Here is a 24,873-nt window from a genome sequence, read left to right on the forward strand (position 1 = left end):
AATTGGCTGGTTGTGATTCTCTGAGGGCGGAAGCCGTGGAGAGTCGCAATGGCGGTGAAGCAGACAGGTCAGTTGAGCTTGGCGGAGGCGTTTCTTGGCAGCAAGCTTCCAGGTGGCGCTTCGCCACTCGATCGGCTGTCTGGTCTGGTGAAGTGGTATCGCTTCGAGAAGCTGCTTGTCGCGCTGCGCGATGGCGGGCCGGGACGCGCGGCCTGGCCGCCGCTGCTACTGTTCAAGGCGCTGCTGCTGCAATCGCTCTATGGGCTGTCGGATCGCGAACTGGAGGAAGCGCTGGGCGACCGGTTGTCGTTCCGCCGCTTTGTCGGGCTTGGTCTTGAGGAGAGCATCCCCGATCACACGGTGCTGTCACGCTTTCGCAATCTGCTTGTCGGCGAAGGGTTGATGGAGAAGCTGTTTGGCGAACTGGACCGACAGCTGGAGAAAGCCGGTGTGATCCTGAAGCGTGGCACGATGCTGGATGCCACGCTGATCGATGCCGTCTCGGCGCCGCCGACGCCGGAGCGGGTGTCGAAGGACGCAGACGCTCGCATAACCGCACGCAAGGGCAAGGGCGGCCTCACCTTCGGCTACAAGGCTCATGTCGGGGTGGATGAGGGATCGGGCCTGATCCGCACGGTGATCACTACACCGGCCAACGTCAACGACACAGTGCCGGCCGATCGCTTGATCTGCGGCGACGAGAAGACGGTGTGGGCGGATGCCGCCTATGACACCCATGCCCGCCGTGCCCGGCTCAAGGCTGAGGGCAAGAAGGTGCGCATTGCGCGCCGCCCCAACAAGCATCATGCGCTGCCGGCGCGGCTCAAGCATTACAATCGTCTGATCGCCAGACGGCGAGCGGCGGTGGAGACCACCTTCGCCACGCTCAAAAACCGCATGAGGCTGACCACGATCCGTTATGTCGGACTGGCCAAGGCTGCTGGTCAGGTGACGATGGCGGCGATCGCCTTCAACATGCGCCGATGGGCCGCCATCACGGGATAGGTGCGCCTAGCGACCGGCCAAAGGGCCGGACCACCACCCTTAAACCCCAAACCAGAAGCCCAATCCCGCAAAGCGAAAGCCAACCGCGAAATCGCTCCGCAAGCCTCTCCCCGCTAACTACGCAACAGGCCCCTTGTGGGAGAAGGTGGATCGGCGCGCAGCCCCGAGACGGATGAGGGGTGCCGGAAGAAGCGCAGCGTGAAGATATCCAAGGATTTGAAGCGCTTACGCCTGTGAGGTAGCAACTCTTCGCGCACCCTCGTCCGACCGAGCTTCGCTCGGCCATCTCCCCCACAAAGGGGGAGATCGCAGCTTCACCCGAACTTGCCCGTCCTCGGGAAGCCCTTCGGCACCATGCGGCCGGCGGCGGCGCGGGCGCCGATCCATTCGGCCAGCTCCTCGCGCGAGCGGCTAAAGGTGCGGTCGGCCGAATCCTGCCACGACAGGCCGGTCTCCAGCGTGAAGGGCTTGATGTCCAGCACGCCGCCATCCTTGTATTTCTGCAGGCGCACGCCCTTGCCGCGCGTCATCTCCGGGATCTCGGCAAGCGGGAACACCAGCATCTTGCGGTTTTCGCCGACAATGGCGAGGTGGTCGCCGGTGAGCGGTATGCAGCGCTTGGCCTCGTCGGGCGCCTTGACGTTCATCACCTGCTTGCCCTTGCGGGTGTTGGCGACGACCTCCTCCTCCGGCACGATGAAGCCGTTGGCGTCGTAGGAGACGAGCAGCAGCTTGCGCTTCGGGTCGTGCACGAAAGCGGTGACGATGTCCTGGTCGTTCTCCATGTCGACGATGATGCGGATCGGCTCGCCATGGCCGCGCCCGCCCGGCAGCCGGTCGGCGCCGATGGTGTAGAACTTGCCGCCCGTGGTGAAGACCAGGATCTTGTCGGTGGTCTGGGCGTGGAAGGCGAGCTTGAGGCTGTCGCCTTCCTTGAAGGTGAATTGCGAATGGTCGGTGAGGTGGCCCTTCATCGCCCGCAGCCAGCCCTTCTCGGAGACGACAACGGTGACCGGCTCGCGCTCGATCATGGCGTGCGCGATATCGGTCAGGTCATGCTCGGGCGCGTCGGCGAACTGGGTGCGGCGCCTGCCGAGCTCGGTCTCCGGACCGAACTTGTCGCGGATGCTGGTGACTTCCCACTTGATCGTCGCCCACTGCTTGACGCTGGACGCCAGCAGCGCCTCGATCTGCTTCTTCTCGGCGGTGAGCCCGTCGAACTCCTTGCGGATCTCGATCTCTTCCAGCTTGCGCAGGGCGCGCAGGCGCATGTTGAGGATGGCTTCAGCCTGGGTGTCGGTGAGCGACCAGCGGGCCATCATCACCTGCTTGGGCTCGTCCTCCTCGCGGATGATCCTGATGACCTCGTCGATGTTGAGGTAGGCGATCAGGTAGCCGGCGAGGATCTCGAGGCGCTTCTCGATCTCGCCGAGGCGGTGCTTCGAGCGGCGGATGAGCACGTCGCGGCGGTGCTCCAGCCATTCCTTGAGCACGCCCTTCAGCGACAGCACGTTGGGCACCTTGCCGCGCGACAGCACGTTCATGTTGAGCGGGAAGCGGCTTTCGAGCTCGGTCAGCTTGAACAGCGATTCCATCAGGATGCCGGGATCGACGGTGCGGCTCTTGGGCACCAGAACGACGCGGATGTCCTCGGCGCTCTCGTCCCGGACGTCTTCGAGCAGCGGCAGCTTGCGCGCCATCAGGAGCTCGGCGATCTTCTCGATCAGCCTGGCCTTCTGAACGCCGTAGGGTATCTCGGTGACGACGATGCTCCACGTGCCCCGGCCCTGGTCCTCCTGGTTCCATTTCGCCCTGACGCGGAAGCCGCCGCGGCCGGTCTCATAGGCTTCGAGGATCGAGGCGCGGCTGTCGACGATGATGCCGCCGGTCGGGAAATCCGGCCCCTGGACGAATTCCATCAGCGCCGTCACCGGCGCATCGGGGTTCTCGATCAGATGCAGAGCCGCGTCGCAAAGCTCGGCGGCGTTGTGCGGCGGGATGGAGGTCGCCATGCCGACGGCGATGCCGGACGAGCCGTTGGCGAGCAGGTTCGGGAAGGCGCCGGGCAGCACGACCGGCTCCTCGTCCTCCTCATTGTAGGTCGGGCGGTAGTCGACGGCGTCCTCGGTGATGCCGGCGAGCAATTCCGTCGCCACGTCGGTCATGCGCGCTTCGGTGTAGCGCATGGCGGCGGCGTTATCGCCGTCGATATTGCCGAAATTGCCCTGCCCGTCGACGAGCGGGTAGCGCATCGAGAAATCCTGCGCCAGCCTGACCAGCGCGTCGTAGATCGACTGGTCGCCATGCGGGTGGAACTTGCCCATCACCTCGCCGACGATGCGGGCGCATTTGGCGAAGCCCTGGTCGGGGTTGAGCCTCAAGAGCCGCATGGCATGCATGATGCGGCGATGGACCGGCTTCAGCCCGTCGCGCACATCCGGCAGTGCCCGGTGCATGATGGTCGACAGCGCATAGGCGAGATAGCGCTCCTCGAGCGCCTTCTTCAGATCGACCGGTTCGATGTGGTCACCGCCGCCATCCGAAGGCGGCAAAAGCCTTTTTCCCATGGGTTTGCACTAGCCGAGCGGGTGATTCGCGGCAAGCGCTGGCTGGGCCGGTCGGCGCTTGTCATCCCAACGGTGTGACGGATTTCACGGAACCGGCGGGGGCGGCGGACCAATTTGCGGCCATCTGCAACATGGATCGGCGGCATGACGCCCCCGGCCAACATCAACCTGTTACATGCCGTGTCTAAGGCAGAGCCGATAGCGCATGGGAGCCCGATCTTCATGACAAATTCACCGCTTCAGTCGAAGAAGCCGGGCCGGGTTTGCGTTGCGCCGTGATTTTCGACCAATGTACCGGCAAACGCCTTCTTCCCGTCCAGTTCGTCGCCGAATTGTGACGGGCGTATAGGATCGAAGCAATTTTCGTAAACTCTCAGGGGAACTCGCGATGACAATCCAACGCTCGACTCTCAAGAAACTCGCTTTCTCGACCTTCCTGCTGACGCTGCCGCTCAATGCCGCCTTCGCGCAGGACGCAGCGGTCGCCGACCGCCTCAAGGCGGCGCTTGCCGCCCAGGGCGTCGACATCTCCTGGACCGGGGTGAGCGGCGACGACTCCAGCATGGTGCTGCAGGGCGTGGCCGTTAAGCCGGCGGGCGAGAAGGAGCCGCTGACCATCGGCGACGTCAAGCTCGAAGGGGTGAGCGAAGCCGATGGCGGCTACGACATCGCCACCGTCTCGACCGCAGCCTTCGAACACAGCAAGGACGGCGTCACGCTCTCGCTCAGCCCCTTCGTCATCCATGACATGACGGTTCCGGCCGAAGGCGCCACCGGCCCGCTCGGCTCGCTGATGATGTACAAGTCGGCCGAACTCTCCAACATGACAGTCAAGGTCGCCGATAAGACCGCCTTCTCGATGGACGGCCTTGCCATCGAGGTCACCCCGCCGGAGGACGGCAAGGCGATGGAGTTTTCCGGCACGACGGAAAAGTTCAATGCCGACCTGACCCTGGTCGACGATCCCAAGTCCAAGGAAGCCATCGAAGCGCTCGGCTACCAGAACATATCGGGCAACATCGACATCGCCGGCACCTGGCAGCCGACGGACGGCAAGATGGAACTGTCGAAATACGACATCGCGGTCGACAATGCCGGCAAGCTCGGCATGACCTTCGGCCTCGGCGGCTATACGCTCGACTTCGTCAAGTCGCTGCAGGATATGCAGAAGAAGATGGCAGCACAGCCCGAAGGCGCAGACAATTCGGCGCAAGGCATGGCCATGCTCGGCCTGCTGCAGCAGCTTTCCTTCAACAGCGCCTCGATCCGCTTCGACGACGATTCGCTGACCAACAAGGTGCTGGAGTATGTCGGCAAGCAGCAGGGCATGTCGGGCAAGGACATCGCCAACCAGGCCAAGGCGATCGTGCCGTTCGGCATGGCGCAGCTCAACAACCCGGAGCTGACGGCCGAGGTGACGGCGGCGGTCGGCAAATATCTCGACGATCCGAAGAGCCTGGAGATTTCGGCCGAGCCGCCGGCTGCGGTGCCGTTCGCGCTGATCATGGCCGGCGCGATGTCGAACCCGCTCGACCTGCCGAAGACGCTCGGCGTCAAGGTCAAGGCCAACGAGGAGTGATCGGACCAATCCGGTCCACGAAAAAAGCCCGGCAGCGATGCCGGGCTTTTTGTTTGGAGATCGATTCCTTAAGCAGCAGGAACCGCTTGGTAGCGATTCCTAACCTTCCTTCTTGGCGGCGGCGACGCGCAGCGACAGCTCGCGCAGCTGCTGCGGCGTGGCTTCCGAGGGCGCGTTCATCAGCAGGTCGTAGGCCTGCTGGTTCATCGGGAACATGGTGACCTCGCGCAGGTTCTTGGCGCCGACCAGCAGCATGACGATGCGGTCGATGCCGGCCGCCATGCCGCCATGCGGCGGCGCGCCGTACTGGAAGGCGCGGTAGAGGCCGCCGAAGCGCTCCTCGACGGTGGCGCGGTCGAGCCCGACCGTCTCGAAGGCTTTGACCATGGTCTCCGGCAGATGGTTGCGGATGCCGCCGGAGGCGATCTCGAAGCCATTGCACACCATGTCGTATTGGAACGCCTTGATGCCGAGCAGATCCTCGCCGCCGAGCGCCTCGATGCCGCCCTGCGGCATCGAGAACGGATTGTGGGCGAAGTCGATCTTCTTCTCCTCCTCGTTCCATTCGAAGAACGGGAAGTCGACGATCCAGCACAGTTCGAAGCGGTCGCGGTCGACGAGGTTCAATTCCTCGCCGGCGCGGGTGCGCGCCGCACCGGCGAAGGAGACGAACTTCTTCGGATCGCCGGCAACGAAGAAGGCGGCGTCGCCGTCGGCAAGGCCAAGCTGCTGGCGGACCGCCTCGGTGCGCTCCTCGCCGATGTTCTTGGCGATCGGACCGGCGCCTTCGAGCTTGTCGCCCTCCTTGCGCCAGAAGATGTAGCCCAGCCCCGGCTGGCCCTCACCCTGCGCCCATGAGTTCATGCGGTCGCAGAAGGCGCGGCTGCCGCCGGTCTTGGCGGGAATGGCCCAGACCTCGGCCTTCGGATCGTTGGCCAGGATGTTGGCGAACACCTTGAAGCCGGAATCCCGGAAATGATCCGAAACCGCCTGCATCTCGATCGGGTTGCGCAGGTCCGGCTTGTCGGAGCCGTAGGTGCGCATGGCCTCGTCATAGGGGATGCGGCGGAAGTTCTGCGTCACCGGCTTGCCGGCGGCGAAGGTCTCGAACACATCGCGAAGCACCGGCTCCATGGTCGACAGCACGTCGTCCTGCTCGACGAAGCTCATTTCGAGGTCGAGCTGGTAGAACTCGCCGGGCAGACGGTCGGCGCGCGGATCCTCGTCGCGGAAGCAGGGCGCGATCTGGAAATAACGGTCGAAGCCGGAGACCATGATCAGCTGCTTGTACTGCTGCGGCGCTTGCGGCAGGGCATAGAAGGTGCCGGGATGGATGCGCGACGGCACCAGGAAGTCGCGCGCGCCCTCGGGCGACGACGCGGTCAGGATCGGGGTCGAGAATTCAGTGAAGCCGACCTCGCCCATGCGCTTGCGCATTTCGGCGATGATCTTCGTCCGCGCCACGATGTTCCTGTGCAACGTCTCGCGGCGCAGGTCGAGGAAACGGTATTTCAGGCGGATGTCTTCCGGATAATCCGGCTCGCCGAACACCGGCAGCGGCAATTCCTTGGCCGCCGACAGCACTTCGATCTCGCGCGCGAAAATCTCGATCTCGCCGGTCGGCAGGTTGGCGTTCGCGGTCTCCGGCAGGCGCGCCTTGACCTCGCCATCGACACGGATGACCCATTCGCCGCGCACGGTCTCGGCGATCTGAAAGGCTGGCGAATCCGGATCGGCAACGATCTGGGTCAGGCCGTAATGGTCGCGCAGGTCGATGAACAGCAGGCCCCCATGGTCGCGCACGCGATGCACCCAGCCCGACAGGCGCACGGCGGCGCCGACGTCGCTCTTTCTCAATTGGGCACAGGTATGGCTGCGGTAACGATGCATTGTCATGGATGAAGTCCGGATGCTGATTGCGGACCCAAGGCCCGGCTCGAAAATTGGCGCGAAAAGCGCATGGGAGGCCGGTTTTGTCAAGGCAAGTGGTCACACAGGCGCGCCGCTTTAGTCCCCTCACGCGAAATGGATTTCAGCGCCCTGGCGTTCGAAATCGGCGAGGATCGCGGCCGGTGCCGACTTTTCAACCACCAGATGGCGGATCGCTTCGGCCCCGGCGACACGGTAGGGCGCCGCTGTGGCGAGCTTGTCGTTGGTGACGGCAATGACGATGCCGGCGCTGTTCCTGGCCATGGCGCGCTTCACCTCGGCCTCGGCCGAATCGAACGCCGTCACGCCGCGTGAGGCGTCGAGACCGCAGGAGCCCAGGAAACACAGATCGGCGCCAAGCTGCGCGATAGCGGCCAGCGTATCGGCGCCGACGCAGGTCCCGAGGTCGCGCACGAATCTGCCACCGAGCACGATCAGCTCGACGTGGGGATGTTCGGACAGCGCCGAGGCGACGCCGAGGGAATTGGTCGCGATGGTCAGTTCGAGGTCGCGCGGAATGGCCCTGGCGATCGCCGCGTTGGTGGTGCCGCCGTCGACGAACAGGCTCTGCCCGGCGGAAAGCAGTCTCACTGCCGCGCTCGCCAGCCGCATCTTCTCCTCCACCGCATGGCCACTGCGCTGACCGATCGTCGCGGCGGCAAAAGGTGCCGATGCGACGGCGCCGCCATAGACGCGCCTGCACTCGCCGGCCTTTGCCAGCTCCCGGAGGTCGCGGCGGACCGTGTCCTCGGACACACCGAAGTGGCTCGCCAGCTCACCGGCCAGCACCCTGCCCTCCGCCGCCAGGCGGTCGCGGATGATCTGGTGCCGTTGATCGGTCAGCATTGCACGATCCTGTTTTTCGCGATGCACGTTCTTGCATGTTTTGCACGTTTATGCAAGAAGCGACTCTGTCGGACCGCTGGACAAACCAGCCATCGACCCTCTTTCATTGAAAGCACCGCCATGCGTTTTGGTCTCAACCTTGCCCCTCAACACCGCGTCTATGCCGGGTTCGCGATCTATTCCTTTGCCATGGGCAACATCTTTCCGCGGCTCCCCGACATCAAGCGCGCCATGGATATCGAGGACGGGACGCTCGGGCTCAGCCTGATCGGGACGCCGATCGGCACCTTGACCGCGCTGACGCTGGCGGCGCCGGTGCTGGAACGCGTCGGCTTCCGCCGCGCGCTGCTCGGCCTGGTGCCGCTCATTGCCTTCGCCTATGCCGTCGCGGTGCACGCGCCGGGGCCGCTTGCCCTGTTCCTGATGCTGCTTCCGGTCGGCCTGATGATCGGCAGCGTCGAGATCATCCTCAATGTCGAGGCGGACAGGACAGAGTTCCTGGTCGGGCGCCGCATCATGAACCGGGCGCATTCCTTCTGGAGCATGGGCTTCTTCGGCGCCGGGCTGTTCGGCGGAGCGCTCGCGCATCTCGGGCTGTCGCCGCAGCTCCATCTGGCACTTGTCGTGCCGATGGTGGCAGGTTCGATGATGCTGTTTCTCGGCGGCTACCAGCCGGCGCCCGTCCGTCACGCCGGCACCGGCGACGCCGCGCCCATGTTTGCGCGGCCGACATTGCCGATCCTCGTCCTCGTCGCGGTGACGCTGTCGGCGATGCTGCTGGAGGGCGCCAGCATCGACTGGTCGGCGATCTATATGCGCACCGTGTTCGACACAGGCCCCTTCGTCGCCGGCTTCACGGTGGCGCTGTTCGCGTTCTCGCAGGCGACCACGCGCTTCTTCGCCGACAGTTTCGTCGACCGCCACTCGCCTAGCGGCGTGGCGCGCGTGCTGCTGGCAGCAATGGCGGCGGGTGTGCTTATCGTTTTCCTGTCGCCCGCGCCGTTTTTCTCGATGCTGGGCTTTGCCCTTTTGGGCATCGGCACCAGCGCCATCTTCCCGCTGGCTATCTCCGCCGCCGCCCAGCGTACCGACCGCTCCGCGGCGATCAACGTCGCGGCACTCTCGCAGATCTCCTTCGTCGCCTTCCTGCTCGGCCCGCCGCTGCTCGGCTTCGTCTCGGACCATTGGGGCATCCGCGCGGCCTTCGGTATCGGCATACCGTTCATCGTGCTCAGCCTGCTGACCGCCGGGTCGCTTGGCCGGCGGCCAGCCAAGTCCGCCGTGCCGGCGGACGAAGCGCCCGATCCGGCGCGGAAGATGCTGCCGCAAGCCGGCGAGGCATGAGCGGCTCTTCGGTTGTCAGGCGGATGCGCTTTCACACCTGTGGCGCGGCGTGGCCGCCAACCCTACAGCGATGCGACGCTCCCGATTCCCCGGCGAATCGCCTCGCGGTAAGCGAGGTCGGCCGCCACCATGTCCTCCATGGCAACGCCCATTGCCTTGTAGACGGTGATCTGGTCGGCGCTGACCCGTCCCGGCCGCACCCCGAGCAGCATCTCGCCAAGTTCGGTACCGGTTTGCGGATCGATGCCGGCCAGTTCACAAGAACCGACCGGCGTCGGGGCGAATGCATCGCTTGTCTCGACGAAGAGGCTGGCCTTGCCGACAAGCTCGACCGGCAATTCGCCGCCGGGTGGCGCAACACCGACCGACGAGACATGCGTGCCGGGCTGCACCCACGCGGCTGAAATCACCGGCTCATAGGAATGCGTTGCCAGGCAGACGACATCCGACGAGCGCACCGCGGCCTCGACATCGCTGACCGCAACAACACCCGGATGTCGCGCGGCAAGCGCCTGCGCATCCGCGAACTCCTTCGAGACAACGCGGATCTCGGCGAAGTCGCGGACCAGTGGCAACAGGCGCAGGTGCTGGCCGGCCTGGACGCCGGCGCCCACCACTGTCGCGACCTTGACGTCGCGCCGGGCCAGTTCGCGCACCGAGAGCACGGCAGAGCCGGAGGTGCGCACGGCAGTAATGTAGGTGCCGTCCATGACGCAGATCGGCAACCCGGTCTGCGGGTCGAACAGATGGATGGTGGCGAGATGGCTGGGCATGCCTTTGGCGATGTTGCCCTCGAACACGTTGACGATCTTCACCGTCAGATGCTTGCCAACCATCCAGGCCGGCATCGCCAGCGAATAGCCCGCCTGTGGGATGTCGAGCTGCGGCCGCGCCGGATTGACGACCTTGCCGCCAGACAGCGCCCGGAAGCCGTCCGCCAGGGCATCGAGAAGCCGGCCGAGGTCGATGCAGGATTTCACCTCGGCCTCGTTCAATATAAGCACCGGCGTGTCACCCTTGGCGTGGGCGTTGCGATAATTTGGCATGGCTGATGTCATGGGTCTTGCCTTGGTCTGGTTGAGTTTCCCACGAACGATATTGCCAGCTGACAGCGTGATGAAATATGCTGTTTTGACTATTTCAGCGTGACTATCACGCTATTCCTGGCCAAAAAGTGTGAACACTGAAATGGACGATCTCGACCGTATCGACCGCTCTTTGTTGCGTTTGTTGCAGGAGGATGGCCGCCGCACCACGCTCGACCTCGCCCGCCGGGTCGGGCTATCGCCGACTGGCGCCTCGCAGCGTATCAAGCGGCTGTTCAGCGAAGGCTTCATCCGGGCGGTGCGGGCCGTCCTCGACCCGGCCAGGATCGGGAAGGCACAACTCGTCTTCATCGAGGTTCGGCTCGACCATACGGCGCCGCATGTCTTCGATCGCTTCGCCGAGGCGGTCTTGCGCGCGCCCGAGATCATCGAGTGCCACATGGTGGTTGGCGGCTTCGACTACCTGGTCAAGGCGCGCATCGCCGACATGGCAACGTTCCAGGATTTCCTGCAGCGGGTCATCCTGCCGCTGCCGGGGGTCAGGGAAACGCACACTTACGCTTCGATCGCCAATGTGAAGCCCGACGCCTTGCTGCCGATCTAGATGGGCATCGAGGCAACGTCCGCCTTGCCCTCTAGCCCTAAGCCATGACGCTATTCATCCCGCGGCGCGTCGCACTGGAATTGCCGCTGGTATTGGCGGTGGCGATGGTCCAAGAAGGGTCACCAACATGTGATTGCCTTCCCCCGATGTCTTCCATCCGCCCGCTGATCCCGCTTCTCATCGCCGCCGGCATCCTGCTTGGCGGTAACGGGCTGCAGGGCACGCTGATCGCGCTGCGCGGCGCGCAGGAAGGCTTTTCCGCCCCCGTCATCGGCCTGATGGGCACCTTCTATTTCGCCGGCTTTCTGCTCGGCTGCCTGGCCGTCACGCGCATCCTGAAGGCGGTCGGCCATGTCAGGACATTCTCGGCGCTCGCCGCCACCGCTTCGGCCGGCACGCTGCTGCTGGTGCTGGTCATCGACCCTGTGATGTGGTGCGCGGTGCGCTTTGCCGGCGGCTTCTGCTTTGCCGGCCTGTTCACGGTGATGGAAGCCTGGCTGAACTCCGGCGTCACCAACAAGGACCGCGCCCGGGTACTTGCCATCTATCGCATGGTCGACATCGGCTCGGTCACCGGCGCGCAGTTCCTGATCCCGATCTTCGGCGCCGGCGGCTTCGCCATCTTCGCCATCATGTCGATGATGATCACGCTGTCGCTTGTGCCGGTGTCGCTTGGCGACCGCTCCAACCCGACGCCGCCGGAAGACGTGAAGCTCGACCTGGCGCGGGTCTGGCGCATCTCGCCGCTCGGCTCGATCGGCTGCATCGCCGTCGGCGTCACCAACAGCGCCTTCCGCACGCTCTCGCCCGTCTATGCCGAACAGATCGGCATGTCGGTCGCCGATGTCGTCACCTTCGTCAGCGTCGGCATCTTCGGCGGCGCCCTCATCCAGTATCCGCTCGGCTATCTCTCCGACCGCCGGGACCGGCGCACGGTGCTGTTGGCGACGACCTGCTGCGCCATGATCGCGGCCCTTGCGTTGGTGTTCGTGGCGGGCGCCGACCCGTTCCTCAACTTCGTCATCGTCTTCATCTTCGGCAGTTTCGCCATGCCGCTCTATTCGCTGTCGGCGGCGCACGCCAACGACCGCGCCGGCAAGGGCGAATTCGTGCTGATCAACGCGGCCTTGATGCTGTTCTACTCGTTTGGCGCCATCGGCGGCCCGTTCGCGGCCTCGACGGCGATGCAGTATTTCGGACCGGGCGCCCTGTTCGTTTTCAGCGCCGTCGTCTACGCGGTGCTGATCCTCGTCATCCTCTACCGCATGCAGGTGCGCTCCGGCGTGCCTGCCGGCAGGCGCAGCCCTTTCACCGCGCTTTTGCGCACATCGACGGTGTTCGCCCGGCTGGCACGGCGCAGCGGCGATTCAGACGGATCGAGCGAGCCATGACCTTGCGGCGGCTTGACGAAAGCGTCCGCGGCTGAAATTGAAAGAGACCTAATATGTTGCCAAAAGCGATTTGATGCACGTCATCACCACCCAAGCTGAGCTCGAGAGCGCCATCGCCGCGTTCGAAAAGTCGGAATTCGTCACCGTCGACACCGAATTCATCCGCGAGACGACCTTCTGGCCGATTCTTTGCCTGATCCAGATGGCGGCGCCGGGCATCACCGCGCTGATCGATCCGCTTGCGCCCGACATCGACCTGAAACCGTTCTTCCGGCTGATGGCCAATGAAGCCGTGGTCAAGGTCTTCCACGCGGCGCGCCAGGACATCGAAATCATCGTCCATCTCGGCGATCTCGTCCCGCATCCGGTGTTCGACACCCAGGTGGCGGCGATGGTCTGCGGCTTCGGCGACAGCGTCTCCTACGACCAGCTGGTGCAGCGCATCACCGGCGCCCGGCTCGACAAATCCTCGCGTTTCACCGACTGGCGCCACCGGCCGCTCTCCGACAAGCAGCTCGACTACGCGCTTGCCGACGTCACGCATCTGATCGACGTCTACAAGAAGCTCAGCGCCGAGCTCGAGCGCGAGAACCGCGCTCATTGGCTCAATGAGGAGATGGAGGTTCTGACCTCGCGCCAGACCTACGATCCGCACCCCGAGGATGCCTGGAAGCGGCTGAAGATGCGGCTGCGCAAGCCGCAGGAGCTGGCGATCGTGCAGGCGGTGGCCGCCTGGCGCGAGCGTGAGGCGCGCGAGCGCGACGTGCCGCGCGGCCGTGTGCTGAAGGATGACGCCATCTACGAGGTCGCGCAGCAGGCGCCGCGCGATGCCACCGCGCTCGGCCGGCTGCGCACGACGCCGAAGGGCTGGGAACGCTCGGCGACGGCAACGGCCCTGCTCGGCGCCGTCAACACCGCCCTCGCCTTGCCCAAGGAAGCGATGCCGAAGCTGCCGAAGACGTTCCAGCCGCCCGAAGGCTCGAGTGCGGCCGCGGAGCTGCTCAAGGTGCTTTTGCGCATCATCGCCGAAAAGCAAGGCGTCGCCTCGAAGGTGCTCGCCTCCAGCGACGACATCGACCGCATCGCCGCCGAGGGCGAGGACGCCGACGTGCCGGCCCTGCAAGGCTGGCGGCGCGCGGTGTTCGGCGAGCAGGCGCTGAAGCTGGTGCGCGGCGAGATCGGCATCAAGTTCGACAAGCGCAAGATCGCGGTGTTCGACCTGTAGCCGCTCCGGACGGCGTTCAGGCCACGCCGGCGAGGTGCAGCGCGAACAAAACCCAGGCCAGCAGCAGCACCACCGCGCCGGAGAAGAAGACGCGGCTGCGATGACGCAGCTTGTTGCTGGTCAGATGCACCCAGGCGTGGACGTAGCGCGACAGGATGAAGATCCATGCCAGCGCCAGAGTCAGGTAGTTGACGCCGTTGGTCACGAACAGCGTCAGACACAGCGCGTAAAACAGCACCGGCAATTCGAACTGGTTGATCAGATTGTTGGCGACGGTGACGCTGGAAGCCGGCTCGGTGGAGCGGACCTTGTACTGGCCGGCCTTGGCCTCGCCTGACTTGATGGCGAAATAGCGCCGCCGCGCCATCACGAGATAGACGATATAGACCAGCAGCACATGCGCCAGCATCGGCCAGAAGATCGCTGCCTGACTCACGACGGCTCCCCGCCCTGCCCGGTCTGTCGCTGATCCGCCAGGTAGAAGGCCGCGATGACGATCAAGGGGATCGCCAGCAGCGCGAATTTGGTGACGGTCAGGGCCGACGCAAAGGCGAGCGAATCGGGATTGGCCGACTGGAAATCGGACAGCAGCCGGGCCACGGCAAAATTCTGCGCATAGTCGGCGAGCGTGTAGGGCAGCACCAGCACGAATGCCAACAGCGACTGGGCGGGCGCGGCCATCGCCCGGAATTTGGCCAGCCGGCGTCCGGTGGCGAGAAGGAGGCTGACAAGCGTCAGCGACAGGAGCACCGGGAACAATAGGTCGAAGGTCAAATAGTGCCAGACGAGGATGATCTCGCCGCCGCGCCGGCCGAGCGCGGTGAGCCAGGCCATGCCCTCATCCGGCGTGAAGCCGGCAAAGCGCATGTCGAGCGACGGCAGCCCGCCGCTCAACCGTCGGAAATAGAGGAATTCCAGCACCGTCATGGCGGCAAAGACCGCTAGCGTGACGACCGAGAGGGCCGCCGCGTGACGCGACAGCCGAAGCGCAGTCGCCGTCACATTACGCCAAAGCGTGAAACGATCCCGCTGATCAGGCTCGGCGACCTGATCAAATTCCGCCCGGATAGTTCGGGCTTTCGCGGGTGATCGTGACGTCATGGGCGTGGCTTTCACGAAGTCCGGCGTTGGATATGCGCACAAAGGTGGCGCGCTCCCGGAAATCGGCAAGATCGCGGCCACCGACATAACCCATAGCGGCTTTCAGGCCGCCTGCAAGCTGGTGCAGCACGCCAGACACAGGTCCTTTGTAGGGAACCTGCCCCTCAATGCCCTCCGGGACCAGTTTCAGTGTGTCGCGGACCTCGGCCTGGAAGTAGCGATCGGCCGAGCCGCGCGCCATGGCGCCGACCGAGCCCATGCCGCGATAGGCCTTGAACGAGCGGCCCTGGTGCAGATAGACCTCGCCCGGGCTCTCGTCGGTGCCGGCGAGCAGCGAGCCAATCATGGCGGCGCTGGCGCCGGCGGCGAGCGCCTTGGCGAGATCGCCCGAATATTTGATGCCGCCATCGGCAATCACCGTGACGCCCGCTTTGTGCGCAGTCTCGACCGCCGACATGATCGCCGACAGCTGCGGCACGCCGACGCCGGCGACGATGCGGGTGGTGCAGATCGAGCCCGGACCGATGCCGACCTTGACGGCATCGGCGCCGGCATCGATCAGCGCCTGCGTGCCTTCGGCGGTGGCGACGTTGCCGGCCAGGATGCGCACCGAATTGGAGAGTTTCTTGGCCCTGGTCACGGCGTCCAGCACACGCTGCGAGTGGCCGTGCGCGGTGTCGATGACCAGCAGGTCGACGCCGGCATCGATCAGGCGTTCGGCGCGCTCGAAGCCGTCATCGCCGACGCTGGTGGCGGCGGCGGCGCGCAGCCGCCCCTGCGCGTCCTTGGTGGCGTGCGGGTTGAGCTGCGACTTCTCGATGTCCTTGACGGTGATCAGGCCGACGCAATTGCCTTTCCTGTCGACCACCACCAGCTTCTCGATGCGGTGCTGGTGGAGCAGGCGCTTGGCCTCGTCCTGGTCGACATTCTCCTTGACCGTGATCAGGTTCTCGCGGGTCATCAACTCGTAGACCTTCTGCGAGGGATCGGAGGCGAAACGCACGTCGCGGTTGGTCAGGATGCCGACCAGCCGTCCGACCGTGTGGCCGCCGGTGCCGCCGTTCTCGACCACCGGAATGCCCGAAATGCTGTACGTGCGCATCAGCGCCAGTGCGTCGGCGAGCGTGGCGTCCGGGCCGATGGTGACGGGGTTGACCACCATGCCGGATTCGAATTTCTTGACCTGGCGGACCTGTTCGGCCTGCTCGGCCGGTGAGAAATTGCGGTGGATGACGCCGATGCCGCCGGCCTGGGCCATGGCGATGGCAAGCCGGGCCTCGGTGACGGTGTCCATGGCCGCCGACAGGATCGGCACGTTGAGGTCGATGTCGCCGGCGATGCGGGTGCGGATATCGGTCTCGCCGGGCATGACCTCGGAATGACCGGGCTGCAGCAGCACGTCGTCAAAGGTCAGCGCCAGCGCGCCGGTGGACGTTTCGATGATTTTTGCCATGGCCAGTCCTTAGAATTCGAAAAAGCGCTGGGGGAATACAAAAAAGCGCTGGACCGTTATGGACAGCGCCGACTCGTTTCTTCCCTTTCAGGATTGGCGCTGGCTGGTAACACGTCCCGCGGCCGATGAAAAGCCGCTCATTGCGGCGCAACCACAAAGTCTTGGGTTGTCCGAAAGGGGACGCCACCAGCGGTGGCCAGTCGCACAAACGTGACAGCAATTTAATGCGACTTCCCGGGCAAGGCGTGGTAACCGCCGGTCATGCCGGCTCGCCCCCAAGCCGGGCACAGAATCGCGAAGACAAATCAGGGCGTTCCCTTGAACCGCATCATTCCGCTCATCCTGGCGGTCGCACTTTTCATGGAGAACATGGATTCGACCGTGATCGCGACGTCGCTGCCGGCGATCGCCGTCGACATCCACACCAGTCCGATCGCGCTCAAGCTGGCGCTGACCGCCTATCTAGTGTCGCTGGCGATCTTCATTCCGATCAGCGGCTGGATGGCCGACCGTTTTGGGGCCAAGACCGTGTTTCGCGCCGCGATCGGCGTGTTCATCGTCGGCTCGGTGGCATGTGCGATGTCCAATTCACTGCCGGCTTTCGTCGTCTCGCGCTTCCTGCAAGGCATCGGCGGCGCGATGATGACGCCGGTCGGCCGCCTGGTGCTGGTACGCGCGACACCGAAGAGCGAGCTGGTCGCCGCGATGTCCTGGCTGACCGTGCCGGCCCTGGTCGGACCGCTTGTCGGTCCGCCGATCGGCGGCTTCATCACCACCTATTTCACCTGGCACTGGATCTTCCTGATCAATGTGCCGATCGGGCTCGTCGGCATCTGGCTCGCCACCCGCTTCCTGCCAAAGACCGAGCCCGCCGAGACGCCGCCGCTGGATTTCCCTGGCTTCGTGCTGAGCGGGCTGGCGGCTTCCGGCGTCGTTTTCGGCCTTTCCGTGGTCAGCCTGCCGGCCCTGCCGCCGATCGCCGGCTTCATCACCGTGGCGGTCGGGCTGGTGTCGGGCGTGCTCTATCTCCTGCATGCCAGGCGCGCCGAAAATCCGCTGCTGGCGCTGGAGCTGTTCCGCAACCAGGTGTTCCGCTCGTCGGTGCTCGGCGGCTCGCTGTTTCGCATCGGCATCGGCGCGGTGCCGTTCCTTTTGCCGCTGATGTTCCAGATCGGCTTCGGGCTGACACCGTTCCAGTCGGGCATGATCACCTTCGTTTCGGCGATCGGCGCCATCGGCATGAAGTTCGTCACCGCGCTGATCTTCAGGATCGCCGGGTTCCGCCGGGTGCTTATTTCGGGCTCGCTGATCGCGGCGGGCTCGATCGCCATCTACGGCCTCTTCACCCCCGAGACGCCCTATGTGCTGATGCTTGCCATCTTGCTGGTTGGCGGCTTCATCCGCTCGATGTTCTTCACCGGCGTCAACGCGCTCTCCTATGCCGAGGTGTCGGCCGAAGATACCAGCAAGGCAACGCCGATCACGGCCGTGTTCCAGCAGCTGTCGATCGCGCTCGGCGTGGCGCTGGCCGGCGGCATCCTGGAAGTCTCGACGTCGATTCATGGCGGGCCGCTTACGCTCAGCGACTTCCACACCGCCTTCTTCATCGTCGCGGCGGTGTCGGCGGCGGCATCGCTGACGTTCATGCGGCTGGCACCCGATGCCGGCAGCGCCGTGTCGGGACATGGCAGGCTGGCAACGCCGAAGACGCTGGAGCCGGTGAGGTCGCCGGGGGAGTGAAAGTACTCTTCCCTTCTCCCCCTGTGGGAGAAGGTGGATCGGCGCGCAGCGCCGAGACAGGATTAGGGGTGCTGGAAGAAATGAGACGCGGAAAGATCAAGCAATTGTGGGCGCTTAACCTGCTGTGTAGCGATCCTTCCAACACCCCTCATCCGACCTCGCTTCGCGAGGCCACCTTCTCCCACAGGGGGAGAAGGAAAGGCGCTACCCCTTAAAATCCTTCGCCAGCAGGTAAAGTTCCACCGACTCGTCGCGCGATGCGGGCGGCTTGACGTGGTGGACCGAGCGGAAGTTCTGCTTCAGCAGAGACAGCAGCTCGTTTTCCGCACCGCCCTGAAACGTCTTGGCGAGGAAGTGCCCACCGGGCTTCAAGACCTGCAGGGCGAAATCGGCCGCCACTTCGCACAGATGCATGGTGCGCAGGTGATCGGTGCGGCGGTGGCCCGTGGTCGGCGCCGCCATGTCCGACAGCACGACGTCCGGCCGGCCGCCGAGCGCATCCGACAGTTTCTGCGGCGCCTCGGGGTCGAGGAAATCCATCAGCAGCACCGGGGCGCCCGGCACCGCGTCCATTTCGAGATAGTCGATGCCGACGACATGCGGGTTCTCCGCCGTCGACTTCGTCCGCGCGGCCGCTACCTGGCACCAGCCGCCGGGGGCGGCGCCGAGGTCGATCACCTTCATGCCGGGCTTCAGGAGATGGTGCTTGTCGTCGATCTCGATCAGCTTGTAGGCCGCGCGGGATCTGTATCCGTCCGCTTTCGAGCGCTGCACATAGGGATCGTTCATGTGGCGTTCGAGCCAGCGGCGCGAGGATTCCTTCAGGCCGCTCTTCTTCTTGATCCGGGTCTTCAGCACCCGAATGCCGCCACCCGGCTTTTCCGGTTTTTTGGTCATGGGCGTTCTCTTTGGCGCACGATCTTTTCCAAAAACCGGCTTCCACTTTTTGGGATCATGCGCGGCGCCCGTCGTTTCGCCAGACGCCGTCATCGGCCATCAGCTCGCTCAAGATGCCCTCGCGCAGGCCGCGGTCGGCGACGCGCAGCCTCTCCGACGGCCACACGCCGCGGATCGCTTCCAGGATGGCGCAGCCGGCGAGCACGAGATCGGCGCGGTCGGCGCCGATGCAAGGGTTGGCGACACGCTGCTGGAAATCCCAACCGACCAGCTTCTCGACCATGCGGTCGACGCTTTGGCGGTCCATCCACAGGCCGTCGACCCGACGACGGTCATAGCGCTCAAGGTCGAGATGGACGCCGGCGAGCGTCGTCACCGTGCCCGAGGTGCCGAGCAGGTGGAATTTCGGACTGGCGAGAACATGCGCCAGCCGGTGGCGCCCGTCGAAGGACTTCAGCCGCGCCGCCACGTCCTCGACCATGGCGGCGAAGGTCTGGCGCGTCACCGTGCGGCCGCCGAAACGTTCGGCCAGCGAAACGACGCCCACGGGAAGCGAGGTCCAGGAGACGATGTGGTTGGCGAGCCGCGGCGAACGGTGGCCGGTAAGATCGATCAGCGCGATCTCGGAGGAACCGCCGCCGATGTCGAACAGCACCACGCCTTGCGTGTCGCGCTCGACCAGCGAGCCGCAGCCCGACACCGCCAGCCTGGCTTCGGTCTGGCGGTCGATGATCTCCAGCTTCAGCCCCGCCTCGCGCTCGACACGATCGAGGAACTCGACGCCGTTTTCGGCAGTGCGGCAGGCCTCGGTGGCGATCAGCCTCGCCTTCCTGATCTTGCGGTTGCGCAATTTCTCGCCGCACACCTTGAGTGCCTCGACGGCGCGGTCCATCGCCGCCTGGCCGAGCCTGCCGCTGGCGGTCAGCCCCTCGCCCAGCCTGACGATGCGCGAGAAGGCGTCGATGACCCGGAACTGGCCGTGGCGCGTCGGCACCGCGACCAGCAGCCGGCAATTGTTGGTGCCGAGATCGAGCGCGGCGAAGACAGGCAGTTCCTGCTGCGGCGGGCGTGGCCCGCTGTGCATCGGCCTGCCCTGTGCGGCAGGCTGAGGTGGGGCTGGCGCCGGCGGCGGCTGCATGGCCGGCGCGCTGGCGGCGGGCGCTGATTGCCCCGTCGTCGCGGCATGATTGTCGTCGCGGGCGAAAACCTTGCGCCCACGCCGGCGTTTGCGGCGTTTGCGGGTCTTGCCTTTCTGCTGCTGGGCGTCGCCAGGGGCATGCCTGCCGCCCGGCCCCGCATGGCGGTCATGATGCCGCCCTGCGGATGGGCCCGCCGAATCGGGCGGCGAAGCCCTGGACACACCCACTTCCGGCGCGCGGGCGCCGGTGTCGTGGTCTTCCACTGTCGTTCCTTCCGGCACCGCGCGAACCGGGGAACGGACGCAGCAGGCGCTTTCAATGTTTCAAGTTACCGCCAGACTAACAGCGCCGCGCTGGATCACCAAGAGCGCATGCGGCGAATTTTGCCGACGCCCGCGGCTACGACGGCTTCGCAGTTGAATAGCCGGCTTCAATCAGGCATGTCTCAAAGGAGGGACCGAAAGGGCTGGGCAGCATCAACCAATGAGCCGCAACGCATGATGGCGACGCCATGAACTGGAGGCGTTATTTCTGGCCGGTCGTCGGCATCGCGGCGGTGGTGTTCTCGCTGTGGCTGCTCATCCACGAACTGCGCGGCATCTCGCTCGACGACGTCTGGGCCGGCATTGTCGCCATTCCCGCGCGCGGCTGGGTATTGGCCGGGCTGAGCTCGGTGATCGCCTACGCCTCGCTTGCCGGTTACGATCACATCGCGCTGCTCCATATCGGCAAGAAGGTGTCGTGGCTGTTCGTCACCTTCTGCTCCTTCACCACCTACGCACTGTCGCACAACATAGGCGGCTCGGTGATCTCGGGCGCCGTGATCCGCTACCGCGCCTACGGCACGAGGGGGCTGACCGGTCAGGATGTCGGCGTTCTCGTGGCGATCTGCTGGATCACCTTCGTGCTGTCCAGCATCTGCCTCGGCGGGCTCGTGCTGGTGCTGGAGCCCGAGGTCATCGACCGTTTCTCAGGCGCGCCGCATCATGGAGCGGCGGTCGCCGCCGGGATTGCCATGCTGATCTTGGTCGGCGCCTACATCTTTGGCAGCTGGCTGCATCTGAAGCCGCTCAGGATCGGCGGCTTCCAGCTGCACTATCCGGCGCTGCCCATCGTGGCGCGGCAATTGCTGATCGGCCCGGTCGAGCTTCTGGCGGCGGCGGCAATCATCTTCTTTGCCCTGCCGGTGGCGGGCAACCCCGGCTATTTCGTTATCCTCGGCGTCTTCCTGGTGTCGTTCTCGGTGGCGCAGCTTTCGCACGCGCCGGGCGGGCTCGGCGTCTTCGAGGTGGTCTTCCTCGCCGGCCTCTCGGATATGGACCCGGTCGGCGTTCTGGCCGCGCTGCTGGTGTTTCGCCTGTTCTACCTGATCATCCCGCTGCTCATCGCACTCTGCGTGGTGCTGTTTTTCGAGCACTCGCAGCTTGGCCGCAGCGAGAGCTGAGCCAGGCTTCCAGCCGCTCCCAGCCAGAGTGATCAAAAGCTGCGATTGAAACGCAGCGCGGGGTTGACTATTTTCCGGCGGCGGCTACAAGGCAGCGCTCGCGGCGCTTGAGCCGCCCGCTTCGCACGGTTATCGACCGCGCCTGCTGGGGAATAGGTTAACGGTAGACCCACGGACTCTGACTCCGTTAGTCCTGGTTCGAATCCAGGTTCCCCAGCCAAACTGGATGCCCTGTGGACAGACGTGGTTCGTCGAGCGTCTTCCGAACTTGCGGCCACCGCTGTTTCTGCAAGCAAGTCAAACGGTTGTCTGAAGGTGGTAGGCTCCAATTTGCGGTGCCAGGACGCAAACCTCAGAGTAGGATAGATTTTATTCCCTGCTCCACACACTAGCGATAGCTTTTCTCACGACAGTGGCGCCCAGAGGCACGATGCCTTCGATGTCCTCGATGGTCCGAAGAATGGTGTAATGATCGATTCTTTCGGCATAACGGCCGGGCTTAATACGGGCGCCATAGAGCACCGTGAAAATCTGATTCTCGATTCCGTAGTCGTCTTCGTCAAAGGTGATGATCAGTAGGCTGCTGTGCTTTCGCGACCAGTTAGCATAATTGCCTAGATGGGCCTTCAGCCAAGCATCGGCCTGCCGAATTGTACCGTCATGCATGTCATTGCGAAGGTTAGGGATGACGAAGCTTACGGCTGGCAGAGTTGCATAATCGCGCGGAAATGCAGCCAATGGTTTCTCTACTCGCTTGGCGGCGGCGAACGACTCCCACGGATTGTGCTTCCGCGGGGATCCATCCTCAACATACCCGACGAAAGCCTTGCCGGCAGCACGCAGGCGTACAGCAAGGTTAGGCCATTCAATGTCGTGGATACCGTCGTCGCGTACGCCATGCGTTGAGCCACTGAACAGTGCTAGGTAATTAGGCTGGCTGGGATGACCTACGGCATGCGAGTTGTCGAACACTGCACCGTTCCTTGCCAGCCTCTGCAAATATGGAGCGGCCGATGTTTGAAGAATCTGTTCAAAGGAATGATTCTCCATAATCACAACGACGATGTGCGCGTATTTCGGAGGTTCGTTGGCGAATGCGATGCTGGTCGCCCTAAAAGCGATGAAGACGGTCAGAAAAAGCAGGCCGGAGAAAAATTGCAGTAAAGCGCATCGTCGTTGGTGCACAACAATTCTCCGCAAATTCATCCCGTAGAGCCTCCAAAGGAAGGGGCAAGATAGTCACGCCCTCTGCTACAACACCGCGCGGGCCAATCGGGCAGTTTCCCAGTTCCCCACACAGGCGCCCACGACGGCTCCAGGCCCTGAGAAAGCGACAGCTAGTCCCCCGGTCCGTGCCAACTATCCACAACGTGCACTCAATATTCGACCCTCGCCATCAACTTGGACGATGATCCTGCCACCGGGATCATAGTTGGCCGGCGCAGGGTCTTTCCCCACGCGCAACACCAGTATCCTTCGCCCCCCACTCTCATGGGCCAGGGTTTCGAGTAACTCAGCCACCTCCCGCCCCTCCAGTTTTCTACGGTATGTCTCATCGTTGCAAATGACATCAAGCGTAGGGGGCTTCTCTTGTGACGCGCAAAGCCCACCTGCCAAAACCAGCGAAAGGAGTGCTAGGGCGCACAGCCGCGGGCGGCATTTCCAGTGGTCTGACACAACCAATTTCGTACCTTTGGTAAGGTGGTATCCTGCATTACCATCCGCGAAGCATTAATACATGCGTTCGCGGACTGCTGCGCGGTCGTGCCGCTGCCAGGATCGCCGAGAAAGTTATAGGACTGTACACCTTGAATTAGTCTGGGGCGATCTTCCCCGGCAATGTCCACGTTCTTGCATCCTCTATATCGGCCCGCGAAAATCGGCCCACCAGAGTCTCCTTGGCAGAATCCACTCTTCAGTTCACCCGCCACGGGCACGAAACTCAATTGGCCTGCCTCTTGTTTCACCGGCGGCGGCCAAGTCACCAGAAACTGCCCGATAATACCGCCTCTGATGTTTGAAAAGCCATAACCGGCGGAAGTAACTTCTGATGAGAATTGCTTTTGCGTCGCCAGCACCGCTGGTTGAGCAGCTGGGCCAGGATAGGGTGCGTTAAGCTCTAGTAGTGCGAAATCATTCTGGAAACTCGATGCAGGACCGCCGTAGTCTCTCTTGATAACTACCCTGCTGGCTCGTCTGAGCCTATCTTGTGGGGAAAGAAGCTTCGCGTTACTTGCTTCAACTACAACGTCCACGAATAGGTCATTTTGATCTCCAAACCTCCAGGACAAATCTCTCCGGTCAGTGCCAGTGGCGTCCTTCACCCCGTACTCGCCCAGGAAACAATGGGCCGCTGTTAAGACCCACTGATTTGAAAGAAGCGTGCCACTGCACAGTTCAGCAGGCGCACCATTGGGCTTCTCTACGACAATCTTCAGTACCTCCGGAAACTGATTGAAGGAAAACCGTTCGCATCGTTCACCGTCTTTCTCCCTTCCACCAGCGCAGAACGGAGACTTCTTAGGCAGATCTTTGAATGCTATATCGCAATCCCTAAGTCCACTATCCAAGTCCTGGTAGTTTAGTACAGGAACTCCAGACTGCAATTCCTTTGGTATTGCAGGTTGCGGTGCAGCCGCGGCAATAACAGAGGCAACCGTCGGGATATATGTTGCCCCCCGCAAAATAAGCCCCCCGCTGCTCGCGTCTACGAAGTTGCCATCGCTTCCGATGCCAGGAATACTCTGACTTGGAATTGCTTGCTGCTGACGAATGGTCGCAATCGTCGCGGCTGCGCCATTTGCCAATCCAGAAGAGCCGAGGCTGGAACCACTGCCAGGAACCATCTGAAAGCTGCCTGGCAGCCCCCCGCCGACTCCGGTGCCGGGAACCACCTGAAATGTACCGGGCGAGCCTCCGCCCACTCCGAAACCGGGAACGACCTGGAAGACCCCCCCGCCGACCCCGGTGCCGGGAATCACCTGAAAGGTACCGGGCGAGCCTCCGCCCACTCCGAAACCGGGAACGACCTGGAAGCCCCCCCCGCCGACCCCGGTGCCGGGAATCACCTGAAAGGTACCGGGCGAGCCTCCACCCACTCCGAAACCGGGAATGACCTGGAAGACCCCTCCCTCGACCGCGTTGCCGGGAACGACTCGATAAAAGCCGGACGCCGATGCGCCGACTCCCATCCCAGGGAAGACTTGGTCCGGAGACCTAAATGTAGAAGCCGATGCGCCTACGCCCACCCCCGGGGGGAAGACTTGGTCCGCAAACCAAGATGTGCCGTTGTCTTCCAGTCCCGGCTCCGGCACTGAGGTTCCGGGCATCTCATCTACAGTTTTTGGGATCGAAGCGGGTCGTTCTTGCGGCACCTCCTGGCACTGGACTTGCTGCGCGACTGCGAGTGCCGCGAGCAACGTTGCCGACATGAGGAATTTCCGCCGTCTAGTCATTCGCGCCTCCCTGTGATTTAGCTATTGACGCACCTCACTGTCGGACGAAACTACCGACAACTCTCCGTCCATCAACAATTACAACCATACGTCCATGGGGAGAGGCCG

The 24,873-nt window shown here is 63.9% G+C and carries 19 protein-coding genes and 1 tRNA gene; 9 read left to right on the forward strand and 11 right to left on the reverse strand.

Annotated features, from left to right (window positions below; genetic code table 11):
• Positions 1-48 precede the first annotated feature (48 nt).
• Positions 49-1,005: an IS5 family transposase gene (locus JG743_RS19840; RefSeq protein ID WP_202292463.1), complete on the forward strand. Its 957-nt coding sequence runs from the start codon at positions 49-51 to the stop codon at positions 1,003-1,005.
• A gap of 314 nt (positions 1,006-1,319) precedes the next feature.
• On the opposite strand, the gene parC is transcribed toward JG743_RS19840, so the two are convergent.
• Entirely contained in the window at positions 1,320-3,572 is a 2,253-nt protein-coding gene (parC, locus tag JG743_RS19845; protein ID WP_202292464.1) for a DNA topoisomerase IV subunit A, read from the reverse strand.
• 388 nt (positions 3,573-3,960) lie between these two features.
• Between parC and JG743_RS19850 the strand changes: the two genes are divergently transcribed.
• Positions 3,961-5,151, forward strand: coding sequence for a hypothetical protein (locus tag JG743_RS19850; RefSeq protein WP_202292465.1), 1,191 nt, complete (start codon positions 3,961-3,963; stop codon positions 5,149-5,151).
• 99 nt (positions 5,152-5,250) lie between these two features.
• Here the strand turns inward: JG743_RS19850 and aspS are convergent, their stop codons facing one another.
• Positions 5,251-7,041, reverse strand: coding sequence for an aspartate--tRNA ligase (gene aspS / locus JG743_RS19855; RefSeq protein WP_202302749.1), 1,791 nt, complete (start codon positions 7,039-7,041; stop codon positions 5,251-5,253).
• Between the two features lie 126 nt (positions 7,042-7,167).
• On the reverse strand, positions 7,168-7,926 hold the full coding sequence (locus JG743_RS19860) for a DeoR/GlpR family DNA-binding transcription regulator (protein WP_202292466.1): 759 nt from the start codon (positions 7,924-7,926) through the stop codon (positions 7,168-7,170).
• A gap of 120 nt (positions 7,927-8,046) precedes the next feature.
• On the opposite strand from JG743_RS19860, the gene JG743_RS19865 reads away from it, so the two are divergent.
• Positions 8,047-9,270 carry an MFS transporter gene (locus tag JG743_RS19865; RefSeq protein WP_202292467.1) on the forward strand — a complete coding sequence of 408 codons (1,224 nt, stop codon included), beginning with the start codon at positions 8,047-8,049 and terminating at the stop codon, positions 9,268-9,270.
• Between the two features lie 62 nt (positions 9,271-9,332).
• Here the strand turns inward: JG743_RS19865 and JG743_RS19870 are convergent, their stop codons facing one another.
• On the reverse strand, positions 9,333-10,328 hold the full coding sequence (locus tag JG743_RS19870) for an ornithine cyclodeaminase family protein (RefSeq protein ID WP_244672830.1): 996 nt from the start codon (positions 10,326-10,328) through the stop codon (positions 9,333-9,335).
• A gap of 130 nt (positions 10,329-10,458) precedes the next feature.
• On the opposite strand from JG743_RS19870, the gene JG743_RS19875 reads away from it, so the two are divergent.
• The 3 genes from JG743_RS19875 to rnd all read left to right on the forward strand — a co-directional run bounded on the left by JG743_RS19875 (position 10,459) and on the right by rnd (position 13,536).
• Positions 10,459-10,920 (forward strand): Lrp/AsnC ligand binding domain-containing protein, encoded by a 462-nt coding sequence (locus JG743_RS19875; protein WP_202302753.1) that lies wholly within the window; start codon positions 10,459-10,461, stop codon positions 10,918-10,920.
• A 146-nt stretch (positions 10,921-11,066) separates the two neighbouring features.
• Positions 11,067-12,311 (forward strand): MFS transporter, encoded by a 1,245-nt coding sequence (locus tag JG743_RS19880; RefSeq protein ID WP_202292468.1) that lies wholly within the window; start codon positions 11,067-11,069, stop codon positions 12,309-12,311.
• Between the two features lie 73 nt (positions 12,312-12,384).
• Positions 12,385-13,536 (forward strand): ribonuclease D, encoded by a 1,152-nt coding sequence (gene rnd / locus JG743_RS19885; RefSeq protein ID WP_202292469.1) that lies wholly within the window; start codon positions 12,385-12,387, stop codon positions 13,534-13,536.
• 16 nt (positions 13,537-13,552) lie between these two features.
• On the opposite strand, the gene JG743_RS19890 is transcribed toward rnd, so the two are convergent.
• The 3 genes from JG743_RS19890 to guaB are packed head-to-tail and all read right to left on the reverse strand — an operon-like array spanning position 13,553 to position 16,090.
• The gene (locus JG743_RS19890; RefSeq protein WP_202292470.1) at positions 13,553-13,972 is read right to left on the reverse strand and encodes an MAPEG family protein; all 420 of its coding nucleotides are present in this window, start codon (positions 13,970-13,972) and stop codon (positions 13,553-13,555) included.
• A complete protein-coding gene (locus JG743_RS19895; protein WP_244672831.1) occupies positions 13,969-14,538 on the reverse strand; it encodes a hypothetical protein in 570 nt (189 codons plus the stop codon). The genes JG743_RS19890 and JG743_RS19895 overlap by 4 nt, the downstream gene beginning before the upstream one ends.
• Before the next feature lie 49 nt (positions 14,539-14,587).
• Positions 14,588-16,090: an IMP dehydrogenase gene (guaB, locus tag JG743_RS19900; protein ID WP_202292471.1), complete on the reverse strand. Its 1,503-nt coding sequence runs from the start codon at positions 16,088-16,090 to the stop codon at positions 14,588-14,590.
• A 318-nt stretch (positions 16,091-16,408) separates the two neighbouring features.
• Here guaB and JG743_RS19905 point away from each other — a divergent pair, with 318 nt between their 5' ends.
• The gene (locus JG743_RS19905; RefSeq protein WP_202292472.1) at positions 16,409-17,830 is read left to right on the forward strand and encodes an MFS transporter; all 1,422 of its coding nucleotides are present in this window, start codon (positions 16,409-16,411) and stop codon (positions 17,828-17,830) included.
• Between the two features lie 204 nt (positions 17,831-18,034).
• Here JG743_RS19905 and JG743_RS19910 read toward each other — a convergent pair whose 3' ends face one another.
• Positions 18,035-18,727, reverse strand: coding sequence for an RlmE family RNA methyltransferase (locus JG743_RS19910; RefSeq protein WP_202292473.1), 693 nt, complete (start codon positions 18,725-18,727; stop codon positions 18,035-18,037).
• 55 nt (positions 18,728-18,782) lie between these two features.
• Positions 18,783-20,129 (reverse strand): Ppx/GppA phosphatase family protein, encoded by a 1,347-nt coding sequence (locus JG743_RS19915; RefSeq protein WP_202292474.1) that lies wholly within the window; start codon positions 20,127-20,129, stop codon positions 18,783-18,785.
• A 248-nt stretch (positions 20,130-20,377) separates the two neighbouring features.
• Here JG743_RS19915 and JG743_RS19920 point away from each other — a divergent pair, with 248 nt between their 5' ends.
• The gene (locus JG743_RS19920) at positions 20,378-21,310 is read left to right on the forward strand and encodes a lysylphosphatidylglycerol synthase domain-containing protein (protein WP_202292475.1); all 933 of its coding nucleotides are present in this window, start codon (positions 20,378-20,380) and stop codon (positions 21,308-21,310) included.
• A gap of 146 nt (positions 21,311-21,456) precedes the next feature.
• Positions 21,457-21,530, forward strand: a tRNA-Gln gene (locus JG743_RS19925).
• 149 nt (positions 21,531-21,679) lie between these two features.
• Here the strand turns inward: JG743_RS19925 and JG743_RS19930 are convergent.
• Both JG743_RS19930 and JG743_RS19935 read right to left on the reverse strand, forming a co-directional pair.
• Positions 21,680-22,516 (reverse strand): alkaline phosphatase family protein, encoded by an 837-nt coding sequence (locus JG743_RS19930; RefSeq protein WP_202292476.1) that lies wholly within the window; start codon positions 22,514-22,516, stop codon positions 21,680-21,682.
• A 428-nt stretch (positions 22,517-22,944) separates the two neighbouring features.
• Positions 22,945-24,741: a S1 family peptidase gene (locus JG743_RS19935; protein WP_202292477.1), complete on the reverse strand. Its 1,797-nt coding sequence runs from the start codon at positions 24,739-24,741 to the stop codon at positions 22,945-22,947.
• Between the last annotated feature and the right edge of the window lie 132 nt (positions 24,742-24,873).

The organism is Mesorhizobium sp. 131-2-1, assembly GCF_016756535.1.
GTDB lineage: Bacteria > Pseudomonadota > Alphaproteobacteria > Rhizobiales > Rhizobiaceae > Mesorhizobium.

Excerpts from the sequence above, each read along its gene's own strand:
- JG743_RS19880 (WP_202292468.1), top strand. The coding sequence starts at position 11,067 with ATGTCTTCCATCCGCCCGCTGATCCCGCTTCTCATCGCCGCCGGCATC.
- JG743_RS19875 (WP_202302753.1), top strand. The coding sequence starts at position 10,459 with ATGGACGATCTCGACCGTATCGACCGCTCTTTGTTGCGTTTGTTGCAG.
- aspS (WP_202302749.1), bottom strand. The coding sequence starts at position 7,041 with ATGCATCGTTACCGCAGCCATACCTGTGCCCAATTGAGAAAGAGCGAC.
- JG743_RS19910 (WP_202292473.1), bottom strand. The coding sequence starts at position 18,727 with ATGACCAAAAAACCGGAAAAGCCGGGTGGCGGCATTCGGGTGCTGAAG.
- guaB (WP_202292471.1), bottom strand. The coding sequence starts at position 16,090 with ATGGCAAAAATCATCGAAACGTCCACCGGCGCGCTGGCGCTGACCTTT.
- JG743_RS19865 (WP_202292467.1), top strand. The coding sequence starts at position 8,047 with ATGCGTTTTGGTCTCAACCTTGCCCCTCAACACCGCGTCTATGCCGGG.
- JG743_RS19860 (WP_202292466.1), bottom strand. The coding sequence starts at position 7,926 with ATGCTGACCGATCAACGGCACCAGATCATCCGCGACCGCCTGGCGGCG.
- JG743_RS19870 (WP_244672830.1), bottom strand. The coding sequence starts at position 10,328 with ATGACATCAGCCATGCCAAATTATCGCAACGCCCACGCCAAGGGTGAC.
- JG743_RS19935 (WP_202292477.1), bottom strand. The coding sequence starts at position 24,741 with ATGTCGGCAACGTTGCTCGCGGCACTCGCAGTCGCGCAGCAAGTCCAG.
- parC (WP_202292464.1), bottom strand. The coding sequence starts at position 3,572 with ATGGGAAAAAGGCTTTTGCCGCCTTCGGATGGCGGCGGTGACCACATC.
- rnd (WP_202292469.1), top strand. The coding sequence starts at position 12,385 with ATGCACGTCATCACCACCCAAGCTGAGCTCGAGAGCGCCATCGCCGCG.
- JG743_RS19930 (WP_202292476.1), bottom strand. The coding sequence starts at position 22,516 with ATGAATTTGCGGAGAATTGTTGTGCACCAACGACGATGCGCTTTACTG.
- JG743_RS19850 (WP_202292465.1), top strand. The coding sequence starts at position 3,961 with ATGACAATCCAACGCTCGACTCTCAAGAAACTCGCTTTCTCGACCTTC.
- JG743_RS19840 (WP_202292463.1), top strand. The coding sequence starts at position 49 with ATGGCGGTGAAGCAGACAGGTCAGTTGAGCTTGGCGGAGGCGTTTCTT.
- JG743_RS19920 (WP_202292475.1), top strand. The coding sequence starts at position 20,378 with ATGAACTGGAGGCGTTATTTCTGGCCGGTCGTCGGCATCGCGGCGGTG.